Origin of the sequence: Bradyrhizobium sp., assembly GCF_035652035.1 — a bacterium.
Lineage (GTDB): Bacteria > Pseudomonadota > Alphaproteobacteria > Rhizobiales > Xanthobacteraceae > Bradyrhizobium.
The window spans coordinates 1-12,353 of the sequence record NZ_DASREO010000084.1; the positions used below are offsets into that span (position 1 = coordinate 1).

Here is a 12,353-nt window from a genome sequence, read left to right on the forward strand (position 1 = left end):
GATCTTGCCGTCGACATCGGTCATGCGGATGTTGCCTTCCGCATGCAGCCGCTTGGTCTTCTGGTCGTAGATGACCTTGTCCGCCTCGACGCTGGTGCCGTTGTAGAACAGCTGCACGTTGCCGACCGCCGACACCCGCGAATTGTTGTAGTCGTAGTCGACCTCCGCGGCCTGCACGAGCATCTGGCCGTCATTGGCCGGACGCACCGTGACCGGCTTGGGCGGCCTCGGATTGTAGTTGAAGCTCTGAGCGAAAGCCGTTGACGGGGTCGCGATTTCGCCCGCCGCTGTGCACAGGATCAGGCAGGCCACGACCCGCGTGAGCCGGACGAGAACGACGCAGACGCTGCGCTCGTGCAGGATTGGTTTGACCTCGGCAACGCAGCCAGCGATCGAGAACTTCAACACTAGCCTCAATGCGTTGCCATCCGAGCGCCCGACAATCGGCTGTCGAATCGATGCGCGGGGCATCCCGTGTTTACGGCTGGTGTCTTAGACGGGAAACTCGCAGCGTTGATGTCTCCGCGATGCCCAAAAACGCCTGAAATGTTGCCTAGTGTTGCATCCCAATGGCAGGTTACAGAAGGTTACAAAATCCCTCATCGGAGGCGGTCAACCCCTGGGCGAACCGGTGTTATGGGTCATTGAAATGCCAACGCGGACAGCGGGGTTTATCGAAGGAATTTTCGGTGGCGAAAGCTGAACCACATCTGCTCATTGTCGATGACGACAAAGAGCTTTGCTCGTTACTATCGAAATTCCTGGGCCAGCAGGGCTACCGCGTCTCACTCGCGCACCGTGGAAGCGAGATGAAGCAGATCCTGGCCAACGCGCGCATCGATCTGGTGATCCTTGATCTGATGCTGCCGGGCGAGGACGGCCTCGTGCTGTGTCGGCGCTTGCGCGAAACCAGCAACTTGCCCGTCATCATGCTGACGTCGGTGGGCGATGAGGTCGATCGGATCATCGGCCTTGAAATGGGAGCCGACGACTATGTGGTGAAGGCGGCCAATCCGCGTGAGCTTCTGGCGCGCGTGCGCGCCGTGCTTCGTCGCACCAATTCGCACGCGACGGGCGTTCCGGCGGACCAAAAACGCATTCTGGAATTTGCCGGCTGGCGCCTGGACGTGACGCACCGTCAGCTTTTTTCCGAAAAGAACGCGCTGGTGCCGCTGCGCGCCGGCGAATTCGACCTGCTGCTGGCATTTGCCGAGCGGCCCCGGCGCGTGCTGTCGCGGGATCAATTGCTGGATTTGTCGCGCGGACGTTCGGCCAATCCGTTCGACCGGAGCATCGACGTCCAGGTCTCCAGGCTTCGCCGCAAGATCGAGCCCGATCCGAAGACGCCGACGCTGATCAAAACCGTGCGCAGCGGCGGCTATATCCTGGCCACCAATGTCGTTGTGGTGCCCGTATCATGAATATGCTTTCGAGGTTGAACAGCATCGCAGCGAGAATTGCGGCTGCGATCATTCTTGCGATCATTCTCGGCCTTGTGACGGCCATTGGCTTGAACGAGGTGGTGACGAACCGCTACCTGCGGAGCGCGGGAGACAATTCGCGCACACATTACATCCTTTCCAAAGGCAATGTGTCCTTGATCAAGGTCAAAAACAACCAGTCACTGCTGTCTGGCAGGATTGTTGCGACCATACGAGCGGCGGCATCCGCGCCTGTCTCGGAACGCCCGCGGATTGTTGCCGACATGACGCAGCCGGACCTCGAGGTCGCGCTCGATACGAAGGGCCGACCCGAGGCCGCGGGCGACGAAGAGGGGCTGCTTTACGCGCTGCATCAACTCGTGGGGATGCAGTTGGAGATGTTGTCGCCACCGGTTCTCATCTCTACTCGCCGGGTGTCAGCGCCTGGCGGTGATGACCAGAGGCCTGCAAGCACCGCGGAGCTCACAGCTACCCTGGCGGATGGTCAGCGGATTGTCTTTACGATTCCCGATTTTCCGGAACATCCTCCAAACGGATTGATGCTCTTCCTGATTTCGATTCTGTTTGTCGCGATCGTCATCTCGATCCTGACCGCGCACCGTCTTGCTGCGCCCATCCGGGATTTTGCAACGGCCGCCGATCGCCTCGGCGTCGATCTGACCGCGCCGCCGCTTGCCGAGCGCGGACCGCGCGAACTTCGGGCGACGATCCGCACCGTCAATCGCATGCAGCAGCGATTGCAGCGCTTCCTGGAAGATCGGACGCAAATGCTTGCCGCGATCTCGCACGATCTGCGCGCGCCGCTCGCGCGCTTGCGCCTGCGTATCGAGCTTGTCGCCGATCGCGAACAGCGGCGAAAGATGTTCAGCGATCTGGAAGCCATGAACGCGATGATCGATTCCACGCTTGCTTTTGCCCGTGATGAAGCCCGCCAGGAGCCGCGAAGCCTGGTCGATCTCGGCATCCTTGTCGGCGATGTCTGCGAAGACGCGGGCGACGCCGGTGGTCAGGTTCTCTATGCCGGCCGGCGCGGGGTCGATATTTCCTGTCGGCCGACCATGATGCGCCGCGCGGTCGCAAATCTCGTCGACAATGCCGTCAAATATGGTGGCGGCGCGCGCGTCAATATTGTTCGCGACGATGATCGCGTGACGGTCGTCGTCGACGACGATGGGCCCGGAATCCCTGCGGACGAACAAGAGAAGGTTTTTGCGCCGTTCTACCGGCGCGATCCGGCGCGTGATCCGGCGAAAGCGGGAGTTGGTCTCGGCCTCAGCATCGCCCGCACCGTCGCGCGCGAGCACGGTGGCGATGTCACGCTGAAAAATCGCGATGCCGGAGGCTTGAGCGCGCTGATCGAGCTGCCGGCATAAGCTGCCGTCGCTCTGGGCCCGGGAGAAGCTTGTCTGGTGCGGGCGGCGGGACTCGAACCCGCACGACGTTGCCATCGAGGGATTTTAAGTCCCTTGCGTCTACCAATTCCGCCACGTCCGCTTTGATCATGGGATCAAATAGTTAGCGCCATTTTCGAGTCCGGGAAATGAGCCGGCCTTTCGAACGCGCCACTGCCAACCTTTTAGCGATTGCCCCGGAAGAGGCAAAGCCTCATTCCGGACATGACCTCCTGCTTTACGCAACCTCAATGTTGAAGGTTTACCAGCATCCCATGATCGCCTCGTCCGCTCGTCTCTGCGCCTCGTGCCGTGCTGCCTTTGCAGGCGCGATGCTATTGACGTCGGCCGTGGCGCTTTCCGGCTGCGCCGACATGAGCGACGGCATGACGTCGGCCTTTGCGGATCCTGCGAAATACGAACTCTATAATTGCCAGCAGCTCGAGAAGGAGCGCAAATATCAGGCGGCCAAGCTGGCTGAATTGCAGGGGCTGATGAACAAGGCACAGTCCGGCGTTGCCGGTCCGGTGGTGGCCGAGCTTGCCTATCGCAACGACTACATCGCGCTGCGCGGCCAGGCCAGAAATGCGGATGCGGCGTGGGTCGCCAACAAATGCCGCGAGACCCCGGCCAAGGCCGCGGCGACGCCAGAGCCAGCCCCTGCGGCCGCGCCCGCCGCGACGCCAGGCCATGGTCAAATGAAGTCGGGCAGCGCGGTTTATTGACGTCGAGAATGACGCAGCGCTCTCAGGGGCGCCAGCCGTAGATCCAGTCTTGCCGCGACAACATTCGCTTCGGCCCCATCGCCTTGATGACGAGGTCGCGCGCGAGCGCGAACGGACCCGCCAGATGATAGATGCGACCCGCCTGCCGCGCGCTGCGCTGAACGCGCACAACGCGCGGCCTGCGCAGCCTCGCGTAGCGTTGCAAGGCGGCCGCGAACGCCGCCGGGCTTTCGTTCTGACACTCGGCGACGCATTTGCCGAGCACTGCCGCGTCCTCGATCGCCATGGCTGCGCCTTGCGCTGCGAACGGCAGCATGGCGTGGGCGGCGTCTCCGAGCAAAGCGACGGAGCCTTCGCTCCATGAGCTGCCGCCACCGGGGACGGTGAACAGCGCCCATTTGCGCCAGCCGTCGACAGCGCCGACCAGCATGCGCGGAATGGCGTGCCAGCGTGCGTTGACGAAGGCGGTCTTGATCTCATTGCCATCGCCGGGCTCGCTCCAGCCGGGCCTGTTCCATTGCCCCGGCACGACTGCGACCACATTGATCTGGCGCGCGCCGGAAATCGGATAGGCGACAAGATGGGCATGCGGCCCCATCCAGAGCTGAACGCGACGCGAGGTGTATTCGCGCGGCAGCTGCGTGGTGTCGAGCGTGCCGCGCCAGGCGATCAGCCCGGAGAAACGCGGCTGCAGGTCGGGAACAAGGTGTTCGCGGACCGTTGACCAGATCCCGTCGGCGCCGATCAGCGCGACCGCGAGCTCCTCCTGGCGCGCTGATCCGCTGCGCTGGACGACGCTCAATCCCTTGGCATGCGGACTGACATCCTCGAACTGGCAGCCGAGCCGGAGCTCGATATTGGAGCAGGTTCCGACCTCGTCGCGCAATGCGGCCTGCAGTTCGGCGCGGTGGATGACCCAATATGGCGCGTCAGCGCCGGCCGCCGCGCCATCGAGCGGCAGACGGGCGATCTCGACGCCGTCTCTCGCGCTCATCAGGCAGATGGCATCGGGCGTCACGGCGCGGGAGAGTCGCGGGCGAAGACCAAGATCGATCAGGACGCGGCTCGCATTGGGCGAAAGCTGCAAGCCCGCGCCGGCTTCCTCAAGCCGTTCGGCCTTTTCCAGCACAATGACGCGGAAGCCTTGCCTGGCCAGCACCAGCGAGGTTGTCAGTCCCCCGATCCCGGCGCCCGCAACGACGATCGTGCGTGAAGCCGCCATGGGTGGGCTACTGGCCGATCAGGCGACCCTGTCGGTCAGCACGCATTCCGGCGGCCGGGCCTCGCCAGCCTTGAGGTCAGCGGCAAAACGATAGAGCGTCGAGCAATAGGGGCAGATGATCTCGTTGTCGTTGCCGAGGTCGAGAAAGACGTGCGGATGATCGAAAGGCGGATTGGCGCCGACGCACATGAATTCCTGGGAGCCGATCTCAATGACGGCAACGCCGGCATCGTTGTGAAAGTGGGGGACGACATGATCGGACATCGGATTCACCTCAGGTAGCAAGCAGCAGACGACACCGACGCCAGGTTCCGCCACTGGAAAGCGGCCCCACCATAGAGACGGATGCCATCGATTCCTAGTGTTTGCGGTGCCCGACGAAACGCATGCCAAATCTACCGCGTGAAATATAGTGGGGCGGATTTGACATTTTCCACAACCATGCGGTAGCCCCGGCCACTGTTTTCATCTTACAAATTCGACACAATCTTGGTGTCCGCGAGAAGCCCTTCTTTCGTCGAGGCGGTTGTGTCGTAAAAGCGGCACACTATTTCTCGTTGATAGCGCCGATGAAAAAGCGAGCAGGTTTTGATGAAAAGGCCGCGTGTTGCTTGGGCTTTGGTCGTAATGGCGGTAAGCGGCGGTGCGCTTGCTGCCACCTGGCCGCATGCGCGCGAAGCTGGTGCCATGTTGGCGGCGCAGGACGACCCTGCGGAATTGTCTGACATTCAGGTCAATTCTGCCTTGCGGAAGAGCCAAAAGATAATCGCCGACCAGATCGAGGCCGCACTGGCTGTTCACGACGCGGGCCTCGCGATGAGCTTCGTCGATCTCGCCAGGGCCAAGAACGTCGCGCTGCCGGATGATCTGCTTGCGCGCGTCGACGAGGCGGTTGTCGAGAACAACTCCACCTCGCACTTCGCCAAGCGCTTCGCTGTCGGCCTTGTGACCGGAAATGCCGACGACGCCGGCAGTCTTTCCGGCACTGTGGCCGGTGATCTTTTCGTCTTTGGCGACATCAGGGACGTCGTCCGCGAAAGCAAGCACATGATCACGGGCGAGGACACCGACCGTCTGGTGCTGGGCCTTGCGACCGCGGGCCTTGCAGTGACGGCCGCTACATATGTGACTGTCGGCGGTGTGGCGCCGGTCCGTGCCGGGCTGACGCTGGTCAAGGATGCGCGCAAGGTCGGACGGCTGGGCGAGGGGCTCACCGAATGGGCCGGCCGCTCGGCGCGTGACGTTGTCGATGCACCGATGCTCCAGAACGCCGTCGCCTCCAGTGCGACGACATCGCCGCGAGAAACCGTGAGCGCCATTCGCGCCGCCTTCAATGCCGAAAAAGCAGGCGCGCTGGTGCGGATGGCCAAGGACGTCGGCCGCATCAGCGAGAAGGCCGGCACGCGCGGCGCGCTCGATACCTTGAAGATCGCGGAAGGGCCGGAAGACGTCGCACGCGCGGCGCGGCTTGCGGAGACGAGCGGCGGCAAGACGCGCGCGCTGATCAAACTGCTCGGCCGCGGCGCGCTGCTGCTCGCAGCCGGTGCGTTCGATCTGTCGCTGTGGGTGTTCGGCGCGGTCTTCGCGCTGTTGTCCTTCCTGGTCTCGATCAAGGCCACCACCGAACGGATGACGCAGAAGTGGATCGATCACGGCAAGCGCCGGCGGCTCCGGCGCGAGCTCGCTGCTGTCGCTGTAGTCAGCCCAGCCGCAAACGGCTAATTTCCAACCTTCATCACATGGGATGAATGATGCCGAGTTTTCATCACGGCGCTGTTGAAATTGCCTATCTCGATGAGGGCGAGGGCGATCCGATCGTCCTGGTGCACGGCTTTGCCTCCAGCAAGAATGTCAACTGGGTCTATCCGACCTGGGTGTCGGACCTGAAGAAAAGCGGACGGCGGGTGATCGCTTTCGACAATCGCGGCCACGGTGATTCCGCCAAGCTCTACGATTCGGCCGAGTACGAACTCGCCGTCATGGCGAGCGACATCGCCGCGCTGATGGACCATCTCGAGCTTGAGCGCGCCGATGTCATGGGCTACTCGCTGGGTTCGCGGATGACGGCTTTGCTGGCGCGAAGCGAGCCGCATCGTTTGCGCTCCGCCATTCTGGGCGGCATCGGGATTGGCCTGATCGAGGGCGGAGGCCCCGGCGAGAATGTCGCCACGGCGCTGGAGGCGGATTCGCTCGACGACGTCACCGATCCGGTCGGCCGGACGTTTCGCGCCTTTGCCGATCAGACCCGGTCCGACCGCAAGGCGCTTGCGGCGTGCCTGCGCGGTTCCCGCCGCCTGATGACACGGCAGGAAGCATCCGAGATCGCCGTGCCGGTGTTGATTGCGGTCGGCACATCAGACGAGATTGCGGGCTCCGCGCACGCCCTCGGCGAGGTCATTCCAGGCTCGGAAGTGCTCGATATCCCCCGCCGCGATCACATGCGCGCGGTCGGCGACAAGGTATATAAAGAGGGCGTGCTGGATTTCCTGTCACGCCGTCCGTGAAGGATCGCGCGTCCCGTTCTCGCGGGGCGTCTCGTCCTCGCGGGGCGTGCGCTTCATCGCCGCGATCATCACGGCCAGCGTCGTGATCCAGACCAGCCGTGAGCCGTAGCGATCGTGCGGTCCTGATATCACGCCGCAGATGACAGCGTTGCCGAGCAGCGTCAGGCATACGGTCGCCATCAAGAGCGTCACGTCGTCGGCTCGCCTTCGCCAGATCGCTATTATCAATAGCGCAAAGACCAGCGCCGACGAGATCAGCGCGACCGGAACGTGAACGAGATTGAACGGGCCAAAGGTGAGGTGGCCGACCTGCTGGCGCGCCGCATCAACCGGTTTCAGGTTCGACCGCACGAATTCGCGGAAGATGCCATAGGTGTGCATCAGCGACGGATGGTCGGTATTTTCGCCGGTGGCGACGTCGAGCAGTTGCTCACCGGTATCCATCAACGCCTCCTTCGCCTGCCACAGCGGATATTCGGTCAGGGCGTGGGCGGCGATATATCCCATCTCATCGCTCATCCCGGCAAACCGGCCGAGATCGTTGAAAACGCTCTCCCGGCTCCAGAGAAAATCATCCGCCGTTTCGGGCAGCTGGTTGCGATAGGGGCAGAGCTTGAACTGGTGCGTAGCGCAGTGGTCGTTCAGGTAGCGGGTGACGATGCCGTCCTGGAGCATGCGGGCAAACGCGATCGAAAAGCCGCCGGGCGTCCATGCGACCTGACCGGACAGGGCGTAATTGGCGGACACCAGCATGACCGCGCCGGCGGCAATGGTCAGCGTGCCCTGCAAGAGCGAGGAGGCCTTGATCCGCTTGCGCAGGAACGGGCGCGCGATCCATGCCACGATGCACAGGCCCAGCAGCACCGCCATTGTCGCGCTGTGGGTCGCCGCTGCAAACGCAGTGAAGAAGAACAGCGCGATTTTTTCGTTCCGGGAAACCTTGTCGCCGTGCAGGACGAGGATGAACAGCGAGAGCACCGAGAGGCCGGCAAATATATCGGTGAGCAGCATGCTGGCGAGCCAGGGCAGCGCCGTGGCCAGGCTGAGCACAAGGCACAATCCGAACAGCCGCCAAGGTCTTGCCAGGCCAAAGACGCGCAGCGTCAGCTGCAGGATCCACATCGTCGCCAGGGCCTGGATGGCGAGGTTGAGCCAGAAATAGCTGTTTTCGCCGTAGTGCAGATAGAGGCCAAAGACGGTCGAGCGGCTTGGGACGAGGTAGCCTTCATACCACCGCGCGAGGTATCCGCCGGTGTCGGACTGAAGCAGGGGGTAGCCGTTCCAGAGCGCCGGCACGAGCAGCATCAGGGGAATCGCAACCGCGATCGCCCAGACGAGAAGGGGGTTGGCGGAGCGTTCTGGCGAGGTCGTTACGGTAATATCTGCCATCCCGTCGACCTTGCCCGGACACCACAGCTTGCGGAAATCCGCCAATAGTCGGCTTGATTTACCGGAACGGCCAACCAAGTAGGGCAAACGGGGCCAATCCGGTGTTCGATTCGATCTCTTTCATACCAGCATTCACCTTGGTGTGAGAGGCCGGGGACTCTGGCGGGGCCGCATGCTAAAATAATCGGGTCACAAGCCTGATTATGGCGGCCAGACAGGAATTTGCGGGCAAAGCCTATGGCAAAACATCAGATCAATCCGCATGGCGGCAGCAAGCTCGCGGCACTCGATCCGATCTGGGATCGCGTCCGCGCCGAAGCCGAAGATATCGTGCGCCGCGAGCCGGAGCTCGCCTCTTTCATCTATGCCACCGTGCTGCATCACGATCGGCTGGAACAGGCGGTGGTGCATCGGATTGCCGAGCGGCTCGACCATTCCGCGCTGTCGGGTGACTTGATTCGCCAGGCCTATGACGACGCGCTGCGCGACGATCCCGATATCGGCAACGCCTTCCGCGCCGACCTCGTTGCGGTTTACGACCGCGATCCCGCAACCTCCCGCTTCATCGACCCCTTGCTCTATTTCAAGGGTTTTCATGCGCTGCAGACCCATCGCCTGGCGCACTGGCTGTTCAAGAAGGGCCGCAGGGATTTCGCCTACTATCTGCAGAGCCGCGCGTCGGCGGCATTCCAGACCGACATCAATCCGGCCGCCATCATCGGCCGCGGCATCTTCCTCGACCACGCCACCGGTTTTGTCTGCGGCGAGACAGCGGTGATCGAAGACGACGTCTCGATCCTGCATGGCGTCACGCTCGGTGGTACCGGCAAGGAGAACGAGGACCGCCATCCCAAGATCCGCCATGGCGTGATGATCGGGGCCGGCGCGAAGATCCTCGGCAATATCGAGGTCGGCCATTGCGCGAGGATAGCGGCCGGCTCCGTCGTCGTGAAACCGGTGCCGCACAATGTGACCGTTGCGGGCGTGCCGGCCAAGATCGTGGGTGAGGCCGGCTGTGCCGAGCCGTCGCGCACGATGGACCAGATGATCAACGCAATCGGGCTTTGAATTTCGCCGCAGGGGGCAACACCAGTGGATTTTCGCGCGGCTGGCATGCATTGACGTTTTGCAGTTGGCCTGACGCGCGGCTATAACCCCGGGCCGGAATTCCGGTCACGATGGTGGCGGTTCTCGCCGCATCATCCCAAGCATCTCAAAGACAATTGCACCTGGAGACGTGCCGTGGACGTTCAGGAAGTCAGGAAACTCGACGCCTACCTCAAGCGCCTGTTCGGCAACGCGAAGATCCGCGTGGTTCCGCGGCCCAAGGTCGCTGACTCGGCCGAAGTCTACATCGACGACGACCAGATCGGCGTCCTGTCCGTCGACGACGAGGATGGCGATCGCTCGTTTCAGTTCGTGATGGCGGTCCGGGAACAGGATCGCACCTCGAAACATGCCATGGACGTTCAGGAAGTCGGGAAACTCGACGCCCATCTCAAGCGCGTGTTCGGCACCCCCAAGATCCGTGTGGTTCCGCGGCCCAAGAAGGACGACTCGGCCGAGGTCTATATCGGTCAGGATTTCGTCGGCGTTCTCTTTGTCGACGATGAGGACGACGATCGCTCGTTCCAATTCCAGATGGCGATCCTCGAAGACGACCTGATCGAGCAGGGCTGATTCTGCCTTGGCCTTTTCGGCCCGTTATCTCGAACCGTGCAGTTGCTGCGTCAGGCGGTCCATCGCGTCCGCCACCTCGCGCCATTGCGAAAGCCAGCTGCGTGGAAAGCGAAACGTCAGATCCGCGCCCTCGACGCGGCGTTCGCTCAAGCACATGCCGGGCGTTGATGCCTCGCGCGTACAGCGGGCGGCCAGATTGGGGACGGCGGAAAATAGATCCTCGCCGCTATAGGGCGAGCCCTCGCGAAACGGGCGCATCGTCAGACCGTCTTCGCTGAGCGTCTGGGTTTGCTCGAGATAGCGCGGAAAGATGGTGCGCACGCGGATCTCGGGGGCGAGCGAGTCATGATGGGCCGCGATCGAAAGAAAAATCCGGTCGATCGGCTGCATGGCGTCCTCGACGTCGGCGGCGCTGACGTGTTTTGGCGCATCCGGTGGCTGCAGCGCGGGGTAGGTGAAGCTGAGGTCGATGCGCTCCTGTGGCCCGGAATGGTGCTGGATTTTCATTCGGATCGATGCCGAAGGCACGTTGAAGAGCGTCGAACCGACGCTGATCGGCAACCGCGCCGGCCCGCTTGCGCTGTCCACCTCCCACGTCGGCCACAACAGATAGGAGACGAATGCGAGTGCGGCCGCGGCCATGATGCCGCCGAGCACGATCGGAAGCAGGTGGCCGCGCCAGTCCTTGGTTGTCACGCGCGCGAGGGTCTGGGCTGATGTGATGAATGTCATGAACGGGCAGGACGATGGAGCGAATCAACGTCCAATATGCCACGCGCCGCCGCGCTTCCGTATGGTTTACGGCGGGGGCAGGCTGCGGTTCCTGCGGGCGACCATTAACCTTTCCTTAAGGATGTTGTAGCGGTGCGCGCCCAATTTTGCGAAGCAGGGGCGTTGTCAGTTGTCGCGTGGGTGTGCCGAAAAATGTCCCCGGAAGCGTTGAATTCGCTGTTTTTCCTTTGCATCGGTTTTGCGCTCGCTGGCGCGCTCACCAGCGGATTTCAGGCCATCGTGCAGCGGCCAGCCGGCTTTGGCCTTCTTCAGGAAGGCGTTGCGCCGAGCACTTTTGCCGCGGTGCCGTTTCTGGTGTTTGCGGCTCCCTTCATCATCATGCGCAACACGCTGCGCGGCGTGCAGGTCGAGAGCCGCCGCTTTGAATTTGTGATGATGGCAACGGTGCTGGCGGGGTTCTGGAGCTTGATGTCCGGCACCTTCTTCGTCATGACCTTGCGCGCGGTCGGAGTGCTGGCCTGAACCATTTTCCTGTGTCAGAGTCTTCTTAAGTAAGGAGACTCTTGTGGCGATCTACGAACTCGACGGGCAGGGGCCCGACCTTCCCAAATCCGGCAACTATTTCATCGCCGAGACTGCAACCGTGATCGGCAAGGTCCGCTTGCTCGAAGGCGCGAGCGTCTGGTTTGGCGCGGTGCTCCGCGGCGACAATGAGTGGATCGAGATCGGCGAGGGTTCCAACGTCCAGGACAACTCAACCTGCCACACCGACCCCGGATTCCCGCTCGTCATCGGCAAAGAGTGCACCGTCGGCCATAACGTCATTCTGCACGGCTGCACGCTGGAAGACGGCGCGCTGGTCGGCATGGGCTCGATTGTCATGAACGGCGCGAGAATTGGTCGCGGCAGCGTCGTTGGCGCCGGTTCTGTCATCACCGAGGGCAAGCAGTTTCCTGAAAACTCGCTCATCATCGGCTCACCGGCGCGGGTCATCCGCACGCTGACACCTGAGCAGGTAACCGCAATGGGCCGCGCCGCGAAGTCATACCAGCGCAACGGGCCGCGCTTCAAAGCCGGTTTGAAGAAAATCGGCTAAGGCTCGGTCGGATTTCCGTTTGTGGAGCGATCCGCCAGTGCAACGGCGGCGCCCGCCAGGCTACCCCTTGTTTGCCGGCTTTTTCTCTGGGTCTGCTCCACAGGCTGCGACAAAATGATGTTGCATGTTGTTCGCCAGCTTGTTGAAATCAACGACGGGAATTCGACCTGGA

13 protein-coding genes, 1 tRNA gene and 2 pseudogenes are annotated in these 12,353 nt (G+C 62.5%); 10 read left to right on the plus strand and 6 right to left on the minus strand.

The window, feature by feature from the left end:
• A pseudogene (locus VFB05_RS22275) lies at window positions 1-405 on the minus strand (LPS-assembly protein LptD); the annotation flags it as partial.
• A 284-nt stretch (window positions 406-689) separates the two neighbouring features.
• On the opposite strand from VFB05_RS22275, the gene VFB05_RS22280 reads away from it, so the two are divergent.
• The gene (locus VFB05_RS22280) at window positions 690-1,421 is read left to right on the plus strand and encodes a response regulator (RefSeq protein WP_325016248.1); all 732 of its coding nucleotides are present in this window, start codon (window positions 690-692) and stop codon (window positions 1,419-1,421) included.
• On the plus strand, window positions 1,418-2,815 hold the full coding sequence (locus VFB05_RS22285; protein WP_325016250.1) for an ATP-binding protein: 1,398 nt from the start codon (window positions 1,418-1,420) through the stop codon (window positions 2,813-2,815). The genes VFB05_RS22280 and VFB05_RS22285 overlap by 4 nt, the downstream gene beginning before the upstream one ends.
• Before the next feature lie 34 nt (window positions 2,816-2,849).
• On the opposite strand, the gene VFB05_RS22290 is transcribed toward VFB05_RS22285, so the two are convergent.
• Window positions 2,850-2,936, minus strand: a tRNA-Leu gene (locus VFB05_RS22290).
• Between the two features lie 148 nt (window positions 2,937-3,084).
• On the opposite strand from VFB05_RS22290, the gene VFB05_RS22295 reads away from it, so the two are divergent.
• Window positions 3,085-3,558 (plus strand): twin-arginine translocation pathway signal, encoded by a 474-nt coding sequence (locus VFB05_RS22295; protein ID WP_414643239.1) that lies wholly within the window; start codon window positions 3,085-3,087, stop codon window positions 3,556-3,558.
• A 22-nt stretch (window positions 3,559-3,580) separates the two neighbouring features.
• Here the strand turns inward: VFB05_RS22295 and VFB05_RS22300 are convergent, their stop codons facing one another.
• Together VFB05_RS22300 and VFB05_RS22305 are read right to left on the minus strand one after the other, a co-directional pair.
• Entirely contained in the window at window positions 3,581-4,780 is a 1,200-nt protein-coding gene (locus VFB05_RS22300) for an FAD-dependent monooxygenase (protein ID WP_325016252.1), read from the minus strand.
• A gap of 18 nt (window positions 4,781-4,798) precedes the next feature.
• Window positions 4,799-5,044, minus strand: a complete 246-nt coding sequence (locus VFB05_RS22305) for a zinc-finger domain-containing protein (protein ID WP_325016254.1) — start codon at window positions 5,042-5,044, stop codon at window positions 4,799-4,801.
• Between the two features lie 327 nt (window positions 5,045-5,371).
• Here VFB05_RS22305 and VFB05_RS22310 point away from each other — a divergent pair, with 327 nt between their 5' ends.
• Both VFB05_RS22310 and VFB05_RS22315 read left to right on the plus strand, forming a co-directional pair.
• On the plus strand, window positions 5,372-6,502 hold the full coding sequence (locus VFB05_RS22310; RefSeq protein WP_325016256.1) for a hypothetical protein: 1,131 nt from the start codon (window positions 5,372-5,374) through the stop codon (window positions 6,500-6,502).
• A 29-nt stretch (window positions 6,503-6,531) separates the two neighbouring features.
• The gene (locus VFB05_RS22315; RefSeq protein WP_325016258.1) at window positions 6,532-7,284 is read left to right on the plus strand and encodes an alpha/beta hydrolase; all 753 of its coding nucleotides are present in this window, start codon (window positions 6,532-6,534) and stop codon (window positions 7,282-7,284) included.
• On the opposite strand, the gene VFB05_RS22320 is transcribed toward VFB05_RS22315, so the two are convergent.
• On the minus strand, window positions 7,270-8,673 hold the full coding sequence (locus VFB05_RS22320; protein WP_325016260.1) for a hypothetical protein: 1,404 nt from the start codon (window positions 8,671-8,673) through the stop codon (window positions 7,270-7,272). The genes VFB05_RS22315 and VFB05_RS22320 overlap by 15 nt on opposite strands.
• Window positions 8,674-8,910: 237 nt before the next feature.
• On the opposite strand from VFB05_RS22320, the gene cysE reads away from it, so the two are divergent.
• The 3 genes and pseudogenes from cysE to VFB05_RS22335 all read left to right on the plus strand — a co-directional run bounded on the left by cysE (window position 8,911) and on the right by VFB05_RS22335 (window position 10,353).
• On the plus strand, window positions 8,911-9,741 hold the full coding sequence (gene cysE, locus VFB05_RS22325) for a serine O-acetyltransferase (protein ID WP_325016262.1): 831 nt from the start codon (window positions 8,911-8,913) through the stop codon (window positions 9,739-9,741).
• A gap of 174 nt (window positions 9,742-9,915) precedes the next feature.
• Window positions 9,916-10,104 (plus strand): annotated as a pseudogene (locus tag VFB05_RS22330) (DUF3126 family protein); the annotation flags it as partial.
• A gap of 30 nt (window positions 10,105-10,134) precedes the next feature.
• Window positions 10,135-10,353 (plus strand): DUF3126 family protein, encoded by a 219-nt coding sequence (locus VFB05_RS22335; protein ID WP_325016323.1) that lies wholly within the window; start codon window positions 10,135-10,137, stop codon window positions 10,351-10,353.
• A 24-nt stretch (window positions 10,354-10,377) separates the two neighbouring features.
• Here the strand turns inward: VFB05_RS22335 and VFB05_RS22340 are convergent, their stop codons facing one another.
• Complete coding sequence (locus tag VFB05_RS22340) at window positions 10,378-11,085, minus strand: hypothetical protein (RefSeq protein ID WP_325016264.1); 708 nt, start codon at window positions 11,083-11,085, stop codon at window positions 10,378-10,380.
• 192 nt (window positions 11,086-11,277) lie between these two features.
• Here VFB05_RS22340 and VFB05_RS22345 point away from each other — a divergent pair, with 192 nt between their 5' ends.
• Both VFB05_RS22345 and VFB05_RS22350 read left to right on the plus strand, forming a co-directional pair.
• The gene (locus VFB05_RS22345) at window positions 11,278-11,607 is read left to right on the plus strand and encodes a DUF6949 family protein (protein WP_325016265.1); all 330 of its coding nucleotides are present in this window, start codon (window positions 11,278-11,280) and stop codon (window positions 11,605-11,607) included.
• Window positions 11,608-11,650: 43 nt separating this feature from the next.
• On the plus strand, window positions 11,651-12,181 hold the full coding sequence (locus tag VFB05_RS22350) for a gamma carbonic anhydrase family protein (RefSeq protein ID WP_325016268.1): 531 nt from the start codon (window positions 11,651-11,653) through the stop codon (window positions 12,179-12,181).
• Window positions 12,182-12,353: the final 172 nt, after the last annotated feature.

Bases quoted from the DNA above. Each gene is read 5' to 3' on its own strand.
- VFB05_RS22340 (WP_325016264.1), bottom strand. From the start codon at position 11,085: ATGACATTCATCACATCAGCCCAGACCCTCGCGCGCGTGACAACCAAG.
- VFB05_RS22305 (WP_325016254.1), bottom strand. From the start codon at position 5,044: ATGTCCGATCATGTCGTCCCCCACTTTCACAACGATGCCGGCGTTGCC.
- VFB05_RS22335 (WP_325016323.1), top strand. From the start codon at position 10,135: ATGGACGTTCAGGAAGTCGGGAAACTCGACGCCCATCTCAAGCGCGTG.
- VFB05_RS22310 (WP_325016256.1), top strand. From the start codon at position 5,372: ATGAAAAGGCCGCGTGTTGCTTGGGCTTTGGTCGTAATGGCGGTAAGC.
- VFB05_RS22315 (WP_325016258.1), top strand. From the start codon at position 6,532: ATGCCGAGTTTTCATCACGGCGCTGTTGAAATTGCCTATCTCGATGAG.
- VFB05_RS22320 (WP_325016260.1), bottom strand. From the start codon at position 8,673: ATGGCAGATATTACCGTAACGACCTCGCCAGAACGCTCCGCCAACCCC.
- VFB05_RS22295 (WP_414643239.1), top strand. From the start codon at position 3,085: ATGTTGAAGGTTTACCAGCATCCCATGATCGCCTCGTCCGCTCGTCTC.
- VFB05_RS22285 (WP_325016250.1), top strand. From the start codon at position 1,418: ATGAATATGCTTTCGAGGTTGAACAGCATCGCAGCGAGAATTGCGGCT.
- cysE (WP_325016262.1), top strand. From the start codon at position 8,911: ATGGCAAAACATCAGATCAATCCGCATGGCGGCAGCAAGCTCGCGGCA.
- VFB05_RS22300 (WP_325016252.1), bottom strand. From the start codon at position 4,780: ATGGCGGCTTCACGCACGATCGTCGTTGCGGGCGCCGGGATCGGGGGA.
- VFB05_RS22345 (WP_325016265.1), top strand. From the start codon at position 11,278: ATGTCCCCGGAAGCGTTGAATTCGCTGTTTTTCCTTTGCATCGGTTTT.